This is a genomic window from uncultured Sulfuricurvum sp. (assembly GCF_937936435.1).
Taxonomy (GTDB): domain Bacteria; phylum Campylobacterota; class Campylobacteria; order Campylobacterales; family Sulfurimonadaceae; genus Sulfuricurvum.
Map to the genome: position 1 here is coordinate 101887 of NZ_CALDDG010000037.1, position 15416 is coordinate 117302.

Annotated in this window: 14 protein-coding genes; 5 read left to right on the plus strand and 9 right to left on the minus strand. The window is 44.5% G+C overall.

Annotated features, from left to right (window positions below; translation table 11 throughout):
• Positions 1-68: 68 nt before the first annotated feature.
• The 4 genes from Q0389_RS04885 to Q0389_RS04900 all read right to left on the minus strand — a co-directional run bounded on the left by Q0389_RS04885 (position 69) and on the right by Q0389_RS04900 (position 3014).
• Positions 69-401, minus strand: a complete 333-nt coding sequence (locus Q0389_RS04885) for a hypothetical protein (protein ID WP_298692187.1) — start codon at positions 399-401, stop codon at positions 69-71.
• Between the two features lie 233 nt (positions 402-634).
• Positions 635-1111, minus strand: a complete 477-nt coding sequence (locus Q0389_RS04890; protein ID WP_298692188.1) for a hypothetical protein — start codon at positions 1109-1111, stop codon at positions 635-637.
• Complete coding sequence (locus Q0389_RS04895; RefSeq protein ID WP_298692190.1) at positions 1108-1419, minus strand: hypothetical protein; 312 nt, start codon at positions 1417-1419, stop codon at positions 1108-1110. The genes Q0389_RS04890 and Q0389_RS04895 overlap by 4 nt, the downstream gene beginning before the upstream one ends.
• A 446-nt stretch (positions 1420-1865) precedes the next feature.
• A complete protein-coding gene (locus tag Q0389_RS04900) occupies positions 1866-3014 on the minus strand; it encodes a site-specific integrase (protein WP_298692192.1) in 1149 nt (382 codons plus the stop codon).
• A 462-nt stretch (positions 3015-3476) separates the two neighbouring features.
• Here Q0389_RS04900 and Q0389_RS04905 point away from each other — a divergent pair, with 462 nt between their 5' ends.
• Positions 3477-3827: a hypothetical protein gene (locus Q0389_RS04905; protein WP_298692195.1), complete on the plus strand. Its 351-nt coding sequence runs from the start codon at positions 3477-3479 to the stop codon at positions 3825-3827.
• A gap of 25 nt (positions 3828-3852) precedes the next feature.
• On the opposite strand, the gene Q0389_RS04910 is transcribed toward Q0389_RS04905, so the two are convergent.
• The gene (locus Q0389_RS04910) at positions 3853-5307 is read right to left on the minus strand and encodes a methyl-accepting chemotaxis protein (protein WP_298692197.1); all 1455 of its coding nucleotides are present in this window, start codon (positions 5305-5307) and stop codon (positions 3853-3855) included.
• Entirely contained in the window at positions 5276-5776 is a 501-nt protein-coding gene (locus tag Q0389_RS04915; protein WP_298692226.1) for a PAS domain-containing protein, read from the minus strand. The genes Q0389_RS04910 and Q0389_RS04915 overlap by 32 nt, the downstream gene beginning before the upstream one ends.
• A gap of 224 nt (positions 5777-6000) precedes the next feature.
• Between Q0389_RS04915 and Q0389_RS04920 the strand changes: the two genes are divergently transcribed.
• From Q0389_RS04920 to Q0389_RS04935, 4 genes are read left to right on the plus strand one after another with little or no spacing between them, the layout of a single operon-like run.
• Complete coding sequence (locus tag Q0389_RS04920) at positions 6001-6909, plus strand: lysylphosphatidylglycerol synthase transmembrane domain-containing protein (RefSeq protein ID WP_298692199.1); 909 nt, start codon at positions 6001-6003, stop codon at positions 6907-6909.
• A gap of 36 nt (positions 6910-6945) precedes the next feature.
• Positions 6946-8169, plus strand: coding sequence for a glycosyltransferase family 9 protein (locus tag Q0389_RS04925; RefSeq protein WP_298692202.1), 1224 nt, complete (start codon positions 6946-6948; stop codon positions 8167-8169).
• A complete protein-coding gene (locus Q0389_RS04930) occupies positions 8166-9602 on the plus strand; it encodes a glycosyltransferase family 39 protein (RefSeq protein ID WP_298692205.1) in 1437 nt (478 codons plus the stop codon). Before Q0389_RS04925 ends, Q0389_RS04930 begins: the two co-directional genes overlap by 4 nt.
• On the plus strand, positions 9599-10231 hold the full coding sequence (locus Q0389_RS04935) for a phosphatase PAP2 family protein (protein ID WP_298692207.1): 633 nt from the start codon (positions 9599-9601) through the stop codon (positions 10229-10231). Before Q0389_RS04930 ends, Q0389_RS04935 begins: the two co-directional genes overlap by 4 nt.
• Positions 10232-10234: 3 nt before the next feature.
• On the opposite strand, the gene Q0389_RS04940 is transcribed toward Q0389_RS04935, so the two are convergent.
• Genes Q0389_RS04940 through Q0389_RS04950 form a run of 3 tightly spaced genes read right to left on the minus strand, consistent with a single transcriptional unit; the run spans position 10235 to position 14810 of the window.
• Positions 10235-11455, minus strand: coding sequence for an EAL and HDOD domain-containing protein (locus Q0389_RS04940; protein ID WP_298692209.1), 1221 nt, complete (start codon positions 11453-11455; stop codon positions 10235-10237).
• 11 nt (positions 11456-11466) lie between these two features.
• Positions 11467-13914 (minus strand): EAL domain-containing protein, encoded by a 2448-nt coding sequence (locus Q0389_RS04945; RefSeq protein WP_298692211.1) that lies wholly within the window; start codon positions 13912-13914, stop codon positions 11467-11469.
• Positions 13911-14810, minus strand: coding sequence for a hypothetical protein (locus Q0389_RS04950; protein ID WP_298692215.1), 900 nt, complete (start codon positions 14808-14810; stop codon positions 13911-13913). Before Q0389_RS04950 ends, Q0389_RS04945 begins: the two co-directional genes overlap by 4 nt.
• Between the last annotated feature and the right edge of the window lie 606 nt (positions 14811-15416).

Below are 15416 nucleotides of genomic sequence, written 5' to 3' on the forward strand. Positions count from 1 at the left end.
TGTAAAGTGCTCCGCTTCCAAACACGATCACATCGATCATGACCAATACTCCGGTGATACGTTTGATTTTAATCATCATGACCGAACCCGCCGCAAGTGCTTATACGATGACTGCTGCTACAGCAGTGCATATCAACTCCATAAGGGTTACCGCAGACGTCAATATTCCCCATCATCGGCAAGCCGGTAGCCGGGTTCATCTCCATCCATTGGTAGCCTTGGTGATCTCCAAACGAACTGTCGTTCTGTGTGAAGAGATCGCTGTGGTTGATAAAGCTGTCGTTCATAAAACTGTGGTTGTTCTGCTTCCACGTCTTCGTAGTAGATAATGACGCTTTGTAATTTAGGAGCATGCGAATAAACAGATAGACCAGTGCGATCAATACGAATAGTTTTAGCATCTTTTTTCCTTTGTTGTTTCATTGTTGTGTGAATCTTTCATTGTAATGCCGGAGCGCTTAGAAACGCTCCAACAGATTTTTCACCCACGGAGTCTCTCTATGAGTTAGAATATAACATATCAGCGCTCCTAGCAGCACACCGATAATACTTTGCAGATAATCGGTGAATGTTTGGGCTCTCCATGCTAATACAAATGCGGGGAGGTAAAATCCTCCCCAGATGATGAGCCGTTTTATGGGTTCTCTTTTGCGGAGAACTGATGACCCCGTAATAAGATGCGGGTAATTCTATGTACCAGCGCTAGGGCTATCAGGACAATCGCAACAATCAGCTCGATATTCGATTGAACGGCCGATAGCGGTGACATGAATAATCCTGTTAGAGCGCCGCACAGCATCACCGTGATTAAGAGAATCAGAGCATAAGGGGTTCTTTTTGAACCAATGGTTTCGTTACCCAATAATGCATCGATTCTACGATCCATAATTGTCATCGAATACTCCACCGCAATGACCGTATAAAGCATCATCGGTGGAATTATTTTTTGAGGAGGATAGTTGCTCATCCACCCCACTGTAGCGGTTACAACACTAAGCGTCATAAAGAGTGCAAATAGCCATCGGTTTTTCGTATGGCTCCATAACATCACTCCCCCTAGCATCATCATACTCCCCTGTATCAGCAGAATAAAAAGATTCTCTAAACTCATACGTGTTCCCCCCTCTCAAGAAGCTCTAATTTGAGTTTGAGCTCTTCGATCTGAAGAGATTTTAGGCGCTGATGTTCGATCAGTACGATCACGCTGTCCAGTTCGGCTTGACGAACATGCTCACGCACTTCATTTTTGAGCTTAGAGTACTGCGGTGCGTTCCAAACACTGTTCTGATCACAGAAGATGATCTGCTCCATAGCGTCGCCTCGGGTGTGAAATGCGATACGCTCATCGATGACATCACATAGTTCTTGATGAGTAAGACATACTCTGTTTGATTTAAAAAGACATTTTAGAAATTCCATTGCTGTTTCCTTGTTTGAGTAGAAGAGCGATACATGATCGCTCTTCACAATATGACTTCGTTTTTAGTCGAAATCAGACATCAGAAGACTCTCCTCCGATTGGGCCTTTTTTTACAATTGGACAATAGGTAAAAATCAGATCAGGATTTCTATCCGAAAAAGTGAGAAAAAACCGTTTGATCGTAACGGCTTTTTTCCACAAAGATTAAGAACGTTCTCGGTCGCGACTGGGAAAATTGTAACTTAGATTTTTCGATAAATCAATAGTTTTTTTAGGCTAAAAAACTTCGGAAAATAGGGAGAAAGAGAAGGATTTTTTAGAACATATTTTTTAAGAAAATCAAGGGGATAATATTGTGAAAAATAAAGGAAAAAGCTTATATTTATTGATATACACTTCAAAAAAATCATATTGTATAGTGTGATGTAAATCGGATGATTATTTTCTAAAGGAATATATTCCTCGTCACTTTATGCCTAACATTTGGAATCAAATGAGCATATCGCATCGTCATTTCAATACGCTGATGTCCAAGCTGTTCTTTGATCTGTAAGATATCAAGCTTAGCTTTTGCAAGCCAGCTCGCATGTGTATGTCGGAGTGAATGAGCGGTAATTTTATATTTAGTATCTTGTACACTGTTTCCAGGAATAACACTTTCTACAGCATCTGCAAAATAATCCGGCATTCTCAAAATAATTCCCCCATCACTGTTGTTGATAACATTTTCATTTACCTTGTTTTCATAGAGGTAATCGATCGTTTCACGAAGGATTCTGTTCATAGCGATATGTCTATCATTACCTTTTTTTGTCTTTTTGAAATAAATTGTGTTGTTATTAAAATTGACATCAGACCATTTTAACTGTGTATCCATGCCTGTCTTATTCTTTCGTGATGCTGCCCCAGTAATTTCACTAAATCGTGCACCAGTAAATAGTAATAACACTGTAAGATGGTATGTTAGTTGATGTGTTGATTTCAAAATTTCTAAAATTTTTTTGGCTTGATCTTTCATCAAATATCCCTGACGGTTATTGTCGATATCGGGCATTTTAACTTTCCCATCTCCCATAGGATTAGTAAAGTTTTTAAGAATATTATGCTTGATCGCATAGTTAATGATGGTTCGAATAAGCGTTAACTGATGTTTGACTGTTTGGGGTTCCAAACCTGTTGCTGTCAGTTCTTGCTTGAAGTTCTCAAAGTCCAATGAGGTCAGATCTTTTACATTTTTATGCCCAAATTTTGGTTTGATGTGTTTCTTATAATTTTGCTCATCCATGAGATATGATTTTTTATTCGCCTTGGCATAGCTATAGAATTCTTCCCATATGGCATCAAATTTTAGTTTCGAAGTTCTCCCAGCTTTAATTGTTGGCTCTTCATCATGCTGAAGTTTATACTTCATTTCGATCAATTTGGCATAAGCATCTTTCACAGTAAAATCAGAAATTTTTGTTTTTTTACCTACAAGTACTTTGACTGGTTTACCAGAATCATCTCGGTAATTTATGTAAAAAGAGACATCGCCATTCTTTAGCTCGTTGATCCAAACACCTTCATATTTTCCACCAACTGGCTTCAGTCCCATTTTATAACTCTCCAATTTAACGACAAAATTACTTTTTATATAAAATTCGTCGTTTTTTTATTGAAAAAGTATAACAAAAAATTCGTAATAAGAATGCCAATTTTTTACTACAATTTTTACTACAAAGTTTGAAAAACAATGAAAATAACTGCACAGAAATGAAAAACAAAAAATGCTTATTAATCCCTAAATATAGGTGTTTTGAAAGGATTTGAAACAATTTAAGAAAGTATGAAAAGTACAAAAAAACAGACTTAGGATCTGGTGCCGCAAGGTGTGAAGGTTCAAGTCCTTTCATCCGCACCATCAACTTTCAAATGCCTATTTCAGGCACTTCTTCAAGCAACTTTTCCATAACGACTAACTGTAATACCCATTCAAAAATCAACTCTACTACAATCATTACTAATTATTTACCTAATCGGATATACGATTATAAATAGTCCAATCGGGAGAACCCAAGTGAAAAAAACAGTATTGATTCTTTTAACCTTATTAATCGCTTCAAGCTCTTTAGAAGCGCACGGTCGGGAGAGAGGGCCTCACGATGCCTACGACTGGAGATACGGAGGATGGATCTCTCCTTTCTTTCTCGGAGGGGTCATCGGATACACGCTGGCACCGCGCCAAACGATTATATACGAAACACCATCGCCGGTGATTATTCAGACACCGCCGCGAACCATGGTTATCCAAAATCCGTCACAGGTTGTCGTACAGCCGGCAACTTCATCAGACGTATACGAAGAGCGTTGGATCTATTTTGACGATTGCAAATGCGAGCGCAAAGTTCTCGTCAAGATATCGCAATAAAGCAGATATCGACGATTTATTCCGCTCAGAGCAACTTAACCGAAGGATTAGCCTGGGCGACCATTTTTTCCAGTAATTCGAACATTTCATCGCTGTTTCGTTCCATCTCAGCCATTTGCCCGATAATATTTTCGCGTTTTGAGGTAGTTGTACAGGATTGATCGGGGATACAGCGTGCCACATCCAAAATACGCTCGTGTATTGCCTGATGGTATTTTTCAATCGCTTTAAACGCTTCAGTCCGATCCAATCCTCCATGCGTGGAACTATCATAATACCATTGTCCGAAACGACACTCTTTATGGGAAAGTAAATGGGACGATGCATCGTTTTGTTGATGGATAATCGCACCGTATGTCGTATGTTTGAAAATGATATGATCGACTTTGACCAAGGATGTATAGAGCGAGTCACTGATAAACTTCGCCAAATTAGCCGAATGGCTCGTTTGCCCGATGAAATCGTGCAGCAATGCTTCGAACCGGTATACCTCGGCCTGGGACTCTTTGGCAATATGTGACGTGGTTTCCGAATTGGTCTCGATCTCCGTAGCCTCTTGCTGGAGTGTCGAAAGCGTAATGGTAATCTCCTGCGTCGCTTTTTGTGTCCGTTCGGCCAGTTTACGAACCTCATCCGCGACAACGGCAAATCCGCGCCCGTGTTCACCTGCACGCGCCGCTTCGATAGCTGCATTGAGTGCCAGAAGGTTGGTTTGATCGGCAATATCTTTGATCAAATTGGCAATCGTGTTGATCTCTCTCATCCGTGAACTCAACGAAACGATCGCTTCATTGGAATGTCCAATCAGCGCCATCAGGTGTTCAAGCTGTTCGACCATGCGATGGATGCTCTCTTGGCTCTGTCCTACTTCAAATGCCGTTTCGGTAATATTTTCTTTGATTTTGAGGGCATAGCGGCTGTTTTGTTCGATATCCGTTTGAATCGAGGAGAGGACTTTCGCAATCCCCCCGCTTATCCGATCAAACTCCAAGGAGAGTTCCGCACGTTTTCCTCCGAGATACGAGTCTGCATTAATTTCAATCGCGCGGTTCAGGGCATTGCTAAGCGATTCAAAATCCCCTTTATACCCTGAATTAAAAACGATGCGGTCCGAATGCCCCTGCGCCGCCATATCCAATGACGAACGGACATCACGCATCAACTGCTCGATCTGGTCGAGCAAATCGTTGGTTCCCCATGCTATTTTAGAGAGAATATCGTCATTCGGTATGTGGGTAATCCGCTCGGATAGAATCCCCTTGCCCGCTTTTTCTAAAACATCGTTGAGCTGTTCGATGATCCGGCTTTGCTTTTGCATCGGTCTCTTCAGTGTAAAAACCAAATCGGCTATACCCAATAATGCACAAATCGCCGCGACTGCGTATTCTGCCGTCGTACCTAAATATACGGCGATACCGAACAACGATATGCTGCTGAGAATCGCACGATTATTGTTGAAGCGAGAGGACAAAACGGTCATAATCGGTTCCCTTCTCTTTCAAATGCGTATCTAAAATTTTTCGGGATGCTTCGATGCCGCCGCTTCTTTCAGCTTTTAACAGAGTTCCGTACAATGTTGGAATCACTTCCATGGCTTTTGTGCTCGGTTTACGTCGAACGGAGTGATAGTCCCGTACCGAACCGTTAGGATTCATCGTCGCGGTAACATTCGCAAAGACCCAGTACGACGAACCGTCTTTACAAAGGTTCTTAACATACGCGAATATCTCCTCTTTTTTAGCGATCCGCTCCCAGAGCAGCTTGAAAACGACCGAAGGCATATCCGGATGACGTAAAATCGAATGAGAGGCCCCCATCAGTTCATGTTCGTCATATCCGGAGATATCGATAAATATCTGATTCCCGTAAATAATGTTGCCGAGCGCATCTGTTTTTGAGACGATAAAATCCGAAGGTGAAAGATGTTTCTGTACCGATGTCGGTGTGATGGAAGGCACGACGAACTCCTCAAAATCAATTTTTCTCCGAAGTTGTACTGCTATAGGATTACGGTTTGACTACAAAAATGCCATTTTTTCATCCGACGCCCTTATAGATATTATAAAAAATTATCTCTTTTTGATAACGCTCCTGTATCCGTTTTGTAGTAACTCTGTAATCTTGCATCGCTATTCTTCGCACCACCAAAGTATGTCGCACCGCAAGGGAAAGAATGAACACCACCCTTTTAAAATGGATCATAACAATCGGCCTTTTGGCGATCACGTCTCAGATGGTCCATCTCGAAACGGTCATGCAAACTCTCCTGAGTGCAAGTGCGGGTGCGATAGTGACGGCCATAGCGATTCAAACCCTAAGTACTTTTTTAGCCGCGTACCGTTGGTCGCTGATTATGGACTCGCTACAGTTCCATGAGAGTTACCGTGTCTATCTCGCGAGCTATTACAAGGGGGCTTTTTTCAATCAGGCACTTCCCGGAAGTATCGGCGGGGATGCGGTACGGGTTTTAGAATTCGGTTCTATGGGCTACCGAAAAAAAGAGGCGTTCTACGGTATTTTTATCGATCGGATCGTCGGACTCGTCGGACTCCTCTTACTTAATCTCGGAGCAAACCTCTACAGCGGTGCATTGCTTCCCTCATGGCTGTTCGGACTCATCAATATGATAGCGCTCGGAGGGATCGCCGGATTCGCCTTGCTCATCGTACTGCATAAATTCTCTTTTTTATCCGCTTACCGTATCACCAATCTTCTCTCCGAGCTATCCTCTCGCTTTCGGCAGGTATATCGAGGTAAAAAAGCGATCTTAACCCAGCTGACACTCTCTGTAATCATCCATTTTCTCTCTATCGTCGCATTGTATGAAATTGCCCGTTCCGTAGGAATGGATTTAAGCATCGAACTTTTTTTCGTCGCCGTTCCGCCTGTCTTTTTACTCACTATCGTGCCGATCTCGCTGGCGGGATGGGGGGTTAGAGAAAGTGCGATGATCGGGATATTTATGCTGATCGGCGCTTCCAAAGAGACGATCCTCTCCGTTTCCATCCTCTACGGGCTCATGCTGATCATCGCCAGTCTTCCGGGGTTATTTATCTGGCTTTCGGGGAAAAAACTGGTATGAAACTTTTATTAAACACTTTATCTTCCGAGGTTTACGATGCACGTTGATACGATGCGCAATATCGACTATTGGGCAGGGATACCGCTCTGTTTTATCGGTTCGTTTATTTCAAAAACACTGAATTTCTTCACGTATCCGACCAAGCCTAAAAACATTCTCCTGATCGAACTCTCCGAAATGGGGAGTACTATTCTAGTCGACCCCGCGATGCAAAAACTCAAACGGGAATTGAATGCCAATCTTCATTTCGTCATTTTTGCAAAAAACAAACCGAGCCTCGATCTTCTCCGTACAGTACCCGAAGAGAACATCTTTACCATTCGCGAACATTCTCTTTTTGCTTTGGCGGGCGATACCCTCTCCTTTTTACTCTGGAGCCGACGCAAAAAGATCGATACCGTTATCGATTTAGAGCTTTTCTCCCGCTTTACGGCTCTGCTTAGCGGACTTTGCGGTGCGGTAAACCGTATCGGCTTTCACCCTTTTTACAACGAGGGGCTTTATCGCGGTACGATGCTAACCCATAAAGTTGCCTATAATCCCCATCTCCATATCGCCAAAAATTTTATCGCTCTCGCCAATGCCGTGCTCAGCGATACAAAAGAACTCCCTTTTTCCAAAAGTATCATTAGCGATGAGGAGATCCTCCTGCGCCGTGTCGACGTCACCGAGTCGCAAAAGAGCACTATCGCGTCTAAAATTGCCGCATTGTGCCCCGCATACGCCCCTGAGACAAAGCGGTTGGTACTGCTCAATGCCAATGCAAGCGATCTAATGCCGCTGCGCCGATGGGACAAAGCCAACTATATCGAACTCTCCCGCCGGATACTTACCGATTATCCCGATACCGTTATCGCCCTGACCGGAGCACCCGCTGAAAAAGAGGGACTTCAGGCGATTCCGGATGCTCTTAAGCATGAGCGAATCGTCAATCTGGCGGGACAAACCGCTTTTTCCGAGCTGACGGCACTCTATGAAATCAGCGAGTTTATGGTCACGAACGATTCAGGGCCCGGACACTTCTCCGCCGTTACGTCGATGCCATCTTTTGTTCTTTTCGGTCCGGAAACCCCGAAACTCTACGGTTCGTTAGGTATCACTACTCCGATCTATGCCGGACTGGCCTGTTCGCCCTGCGTTGCCGCGACCAATCATCGAAAAACTCCCTGTGATGATAATCTCTGCATGCAGGCCATCTCGGTTGAGCACGTATATAAGATTCTAAAACCCTCGTTAGAGAACAGCAGGTTTTGCAGATGAAACTTATTCATAGCCAATACCGACAACTGTTCTGGGTATTGGGAGCGTTTACACTCGTCCGCCTTGCCGTCGCGCCGTTTTTCGGCTTCGGGGTGGATGAAGCACACTACCTCCTCTACGGCTACCATCTCGACTGGTCGTATGTCGATCACCCTCCGCTGGTCGGATGGATACATGCATTTATCCTCTTTTGCACGAAAGGGGGAGAGTTTTTTTCCCGTATTCCCGCAATCGCACTGATGATTGTCACTTCCGTAGGAGCGTACCGTTTCCTCCTAAGTGCGGGTGCCGATCATCACCAAGCCCTATGGGGAATCACCGCCCTGAACGCCTCATTTATGTTCGGTGCGTTGGGATTGATGCTGTTGCCGGAGAATCTTCTGATGGCACTCCTGTTCCCGCTGATGGAGAGTGTATTACGAATTGAGCGTACGGGAAAAGCCCGGGACTTTGTCCTTCTCGGTATCCTATTAGGGGCACTCGGGTTGAGCAAATATACGGCGATCCTTTTCATCCCGGCAATATTGGGATATTTTTTAGCTAAACGCCGATTCGATCTTTTTGCCAATCCGCGTACTTTACTCAGCGTGTCGCTTGCCCTCATCATGATTTCCCCTGTTATCCTCTGGAATCAGCAGCATGACTGGATCAGCTTTCTCTACCAATCCGAACACGTCGCCGGAGGGACGGCAATCGCTCTAAAACCGTTTTTTAAATCCCTTGCGGGGCAGATCGGAGCCTATAACCCGCTGTTATATGTCATCGCATTGTTCGGATGGATAGGCGCATTTCGTTCCTCGGACGATACCGTCCGTCTTGCATTGTGGATCGGAACGACGATCGCTCTCTTTTTCCTCGTCTCTTCCTTTTTGAAGCCGGTTCTTCCTCATTGGCCTGCCCTTTTTTATCTTCTCTTTATTCCGCTTGGAACCGTTATGCTGTTACGGCGCGGATGGGATAAAACGGTAAAAGGGGTTATCCTTTTTTCAGCTCTGCTTTCACTTCTGATTCATGCCGAACTCGTTTTTAAATGGGGACACTTTCCCGATTACAAATCGCCGTTTCGCGATATCTACGGCTACGATCGCATTGCCGGAGAAGCGGATGCTTTATTTCGTGGGATTCCGAGCACCAAAAAAGCGCTCGCCGTTACCAACTGGACGTACGGAAGCCGTATCCTTTATTACACGCGTCCTTATGGGGAAAAGGTCTTTACGCTGGATACGAAAAACCGCCAGTTTTCCCTTTGGGAAGCAGAAAGCCCCGTTGGATACGATCTGCTTATCATTACATCGCACTTTACCGCTGATGCCGCATCTGCGGTAGTGTGTACGGAATATGTCCCATTAGGAAACTCCGTCATAACCCTGGAAGGGGGGATCGTCGATACGTTCACCTACACCCTATGCCGCAATTATCGGGGAGAACGATGAAAACGACCCTGATTATCGAAAGAGAACTGGTAATTTCACTCTCTTTGTTTTTATGCTTCAGCGCCTTCTTGTCGTATCTGTATCTGGATAAAAGCTTGGCGTTGTACTGCCATCAGATACACTCTTTATGGGTCAAAAAACTCTTTTTCCTCCTAACCCAGATAGGAGATTCAAAATACACGCTGATACCGTTGGCGATTTTTTACCTCATCTACCGAAAATTTAATACACTGATAGCACGCAAACTGCTCTATCTTTTCAGCGTCGTCGCATTCAGCGGCATCCTTGTCGATATCATCAAAGTGATTGTCGCGCGAATGCGTCCGAAAATGCTTTTTTTATACGATCAATACGAGTTCGTCTGGTTCAAAACAGGCTCGTCGTTCAACTCGTTTCCCTCAGGTCACAGTGCCACCGCTTTTTCATTTTTCGTTGCACTGAGCCTTCTGTATCCGAAGTACCGCTACCTCTTTTTCGCATTGGCTGCCCTAGTCGTATCGAGCAGAGTTGTACTCAGTGCCCATTATCTTAGCGATGTTCTGATCGGAAGCTTGATCGGGGGTTTGAGCGCTCTGTGGATTCACCGAAAAATGAACCCCTTATGGCGCTATCTCAAGACAAAATACTAATTATCAGCCCATTGCGGCATCGAATTGATTAACCTTTTCCATTGCCGCGGCGATGATCGGCTCCAACTGAGCATACACGAGATCATGACGGGATAAAAATGCTTCGATCGCGTCGCTGTCAAGTATTTCGATCGAACGTACCATTGTCAAAAGCTCTCCGTAAAAACCGTCCCCTTCGAAACAGGCTCTCTCGATTTCAGGAGCGACGTTCAACCGCCGCAGCGCTTCGCGATGGGGAATATTGAACAAAAGATGGATCAAAGAGAGCATTCCGACGAAATACGCGGTCGCATGCTGAGACTTCGTCGCCTTCGGAACTACAAGCTCGAGCAGTTTTACCATCAACTCCGTTCGGTTCACCACCATTAAGAGAAGCGGAGCCGTATTCTGATCCGACTCCTGTGCTTCGGAGTACATCAGCAGCATAACCCAGTTTGCAAGAGGTTCACGTCCCAAAAGAGTCAAAACGTGGCGGATAGAAGAGACAGGATTACGCAGAGAAAATACCGCCGAGTTCATAAACCGCAGCAGCTTGAGACTGACGGTGTGGTTAAGTTCAAAGGCTTTCACCAATTCATCGATAGAGACGTCGCGCTGAAGCATATTCCACAAAGATATGACGGCTTCGTGATTCAAAGCAAACGAGGCGTTCTCTAAAATTTTGGGTTTGGAGATGAAAAAACCCTGAAAATAATCGAACCCTTTGGCGACGCATTCGGCATGGATATCATGCGATTCGATTTTCGAACCGACTACTTTTATGCCTTGCCGCTGAAACGCCTCTACATCGCTGCGTTTGATCCGTCCACTACGGGAAATATCGACTTTGACATATTTTATATGAGGAAAAACAGGAGCAAACTTCTCCATATTCTCAGGGGTAAACGCAAAATCGTTCAAACCGAATTCATATCCGAGTGCTGAAAACTTTTGAATTTTTTCATTTAGAGTTTCGTTAACGTCAGTCTCTTCCAACAGAACATATACCACCTTCTCTTTCGGAAGCAGATTAACAAGTTCATCGCGGATGAATCGATGATCGGCACGGACGAATCCGATCCGTTTGCCGAGTATACGGTCAAGGCCGAAAGTGCCGTGCAGACTGTTGACCAAAAGCTCCGTCGCAAATTCGTTCCCGTGTTTCGGAGAGTGAAACAGATCATACGCGATCAGTCCTCCACGCTGATTGACAATAGGTTGACGTCCGATATAGTTGCTTCCCATGGCTCCTCCCGCTAACAGATTAATGACGGTGCAGGTTCATAAAAATAATACCCCTGCGACGCATCGATACCGATCTCTTTGACCTGATGATAGATCGCCTCGTTGGCAACGAATTCGGCAACGACACTCATCCCCATTTCATGTGCAAATTCACAAATATGTTTGACGAAAATTTGAGCATTGCGATCGTGCGGAAGATTTTTGATCAATGTCCCGTCGATTTTCAGCGTATCGATATTCAACTTCAGTAAATGATCGAAATTCGAATACCCCGAACCGAAATCATCAATCGCAAAACGGCATCCGATCGCCTTAAAACGATCGATAAACGCACTGACATCCGAGTAATTCTCGATCCCTTCACTCTCTAAAATCTCAAAAATCATCAATTTTCCCATCCGATGCTCCACGATAGCATCTTCCAGATAATCGGATAATTCCGGATTGATGAGATCTTGTGTCGAAAGATTAAGACTCACCGGAACGGAAGATGTTTTAAACGTCTCGATCACCCTGTCAACCATCATTTTGGTCAATTCCGGATAAAGTTTCGTTTTTTTGGCAATTTCTAAAAAGGCATACGGAGAGACGACCGTTCCGTCATGCTCGATCAGTCGGATCAATGCCTCGTACTTAATGATCTCCCCTGTAGCGTTATCGACAATCGGCTGAAAATAAGGGATAATGCGGGTCTCTTCGATAGCATCTTTGATCCGCTTATACCATGCGATATTAATCTCCTGTTCATGTTTCGAAGAGACCGAAAAAATCTCCAGCTCATGCCGCTGGCGTTTTGCCAGTTTTAACGCTGCAGTCGCATGTTCCATAACGCGATCGCTGATCGGTGCAACACCGACGGTGACGGTGAGAACGATCTCTATCCCCTCAATCACAAAAGACTCTTTTTGTGTCAAAACGATAATCTCTTTTAAAAAGGTGATAAAAAAATCCAAATCGATACAATTTTTATGAATCAATCCATATTCGTCGCTTCCCATTTTATACAGAGCAATTTCCGGCTTCGATACTATTTTTTGGCTCAGCCAATGCCCGTATCCTGCCAGAATAGCATCTCCGATCGCTATCCCGTATACTTCGTTGATATCACTGAAACGGTCGATATTGATAATGGCTAAAGCGCATACTTTCTCTTCGCTCAACGCTTCGACTAGAGAAAAACGGTTTGGCAGATTACTGATCGCATCCGTCGTTAGATGATATTTGAGCTGTTCACGCTGTCGAAACGATTCAACGGCAAATCCGATATCGGCCGCCAGCTCTTCGAGCATTGCCACCTCTTTGGTCTCAAAACCTTCGGAATGTTTTGAATAAAGGGTCACCACTCCAATAGGAGGTTTATTGATACCGCTGACCATAGGGATCGAAATCATCGATCCGAATTGCCCTTTTTCGGCGATAAAATGCCATGCTCCGAACGATTTTTCATGTTCGAGATGTTCGATAACTACCGTCGTATTTTCCCGTACCGCTTTGACGGAGGGATCGGAAAACGCATCGTTTAACGATATCTTGATTTCGGGGTGCAGATAGCCTGTTATGTCATAGGAATAGGCCTGAATAACAAGATTTTCATCCTCTTTTAGCGCCATCCAGCATAACTCATATCCGGGGTGTTCCGCCAGCCGTTTGCACGAATGGTTCAAAAGGTCCCGTCCCGTCTCTGCCGTGATCAAAAACTGATTGATATCGGCAACGGTACGAAGAATACTGTCTAAATATCGGAGTTTTTCCAATGCATCGCTCAACTCGTCTTGTTGGACCCGCATCGAGTGAAACGAATCGGATATGGTCTCGTTCAAAATCGCGATTTCATCAATAACGTACGGATTTTTTTCTATCTCCCTACTCTGCGCACCCAAGGTCACCGTTTCCAAAGGTCTGATAATCCATCGCCGGACACCGCCGAATACCGTCACGGCAAAAATACCCAAAACCAAAAACAGCGCCGTTCCGTAAAAAACAGCGATCTCGTTAAAACGTTCGAATACAAACGCTTTATTCAGGTCGATTAACAAAAATGCCGTCTTTTTTTCAGCACCGACGAAATAAGGGAGTTCGCTTGAATAATGTAGATGCTCGTGAGAAATCAATCCTTGATAGATGTGCGATATCGGCTCGTATTCCCCTTCGATCAACTTTCCGCTCATTGCTCTGGAAGAAGAGACAGCGATACTTTTGCCGTCTAGCGAAAGAGAAAGCGTCGCAATCGCATTGTCGATCGTACTGGCTTTATCTAAAAGCGTCTGTATATTCTCGATCCGTTCTTGCTGCAATGTCGCTTGAATATCCCCCTCAAGGCGAAAAACGCTCTGGTTGATCCCATCTGAAAGATAGTGCAACGTCCCGACCCGCTCGACATAATAAAATCCACCCGACAATACGACAAGGATAATAAAAAAAATACTCAGTCCCCACAATGAAAAACGTTGTATCTTCACGGCAGCAACTTATCCGTACCGACTTTTTGTTTGCGCAGATGTTCGATAATATCGTTTCTTTGTCCCTCATAAAGCCACTCTATTTGCGAAACGCTGTGCATGAACTCTTCATAACTTTGCCCCTCCAAATACCCCTTTACCGTTTGGTAATACTCGTGAGGGTCACTTTTGAGCCTTTCGACACTTACCTGAAAAAGCTCTTTTAAATGTCGAAACTCTTTTTCTCTCCCCTCAATGACCGCCTCATCCATGTATAGAGCATCGATCACGAAAAACGTCTTCATTGTCCGCGTTGACGCCAACGGGACAAATCCTTTAGCGTATAGTTTGGAAATGTAAGGCTCGTATGAAATAATTACAATCGGTTTTTGAGAAGGTTGCAGCGTCACGATGCTTTTCTGGGAAGCATCTATTTTGTGAAAATGATCTCGATTTAATCCGTTTTCACGGAGAAATGCTTCGAAAAAATCCTCATTCAGCGATTCCCTCTCGAGATATACATCAACAGGTTCTTTCGAATCCCGTATCTCTTGCAATGAACGGTTCGATACGATCGCATCCGCGCCGTTGGATCGGTCGATCAAAAAAACCGGTTTGATCGTATCGTGATTTTTGAAATGGAACAGTTCATACTGCGTCGCCGTAAACCCTTGCGTAAATCCCCGTTCGTACAGGCGCGCATTATCGGTCAAATCGACCAGCCACATAAACTGAAAAGGGGTCTTCTCCAACCACCCTTTTTCCTGCGCGTAGATAAAAGGGGTAAAACCGACCCACGGATTGGTCGAAATATGGATTTTGGAAGCTTCGTTAGGACGGTTGACATAATAATACAGCACGGCAACTGCGGCAACCAGCAGCACCAATACAAAACTCAAAACACGAGCTTTCTTCACATTTTTCTCCACCAAAATATTACTCATAGTAACACACTATTCTTTATAAAATCTCAAAACCCTTTAATGGAACCGAACACGGGGGAAAAATTCTGTTTCAACCCCCATAATGCTACAATTGCGACAAAAAATTTTAGACTAGGATAATTATAATGCGTTTTTGGATCGTTTGTTTTATCAGTATCGTTGCGTTATGGGGTGCTGAGGGGTATAACGGCAAAAGCCTTATACTGACACTCCCATCCCCTTCGGGAGTAGTCGTAACGGCGGATAAAAATATCAGCGTCCTCTCCCACCCTCTTGACAAAATGAAAGGGATCGCCATTATCCCGATCGATTATTACGCTCCTGAAAGCGAGCAAAATCTCACATGGATCGCTCCTGGGCAGGAGATGAATATCACGCTCGATATCCACAGCGCTACCTACCCGACAGAAGTCCTCAGCGTCGACCCGTCCAAAGTCACTCCGCCGCCTGAAGTTTTAGAGCGTATCGAGCTCGAACGGACACAAGCATACGCCATCTATAACCATTTTACCCCCATCCGTTATTGGAACAAGATCGGAAGAGCACACGTCTGAACTCCAGTCACATTCCTTTATCTCG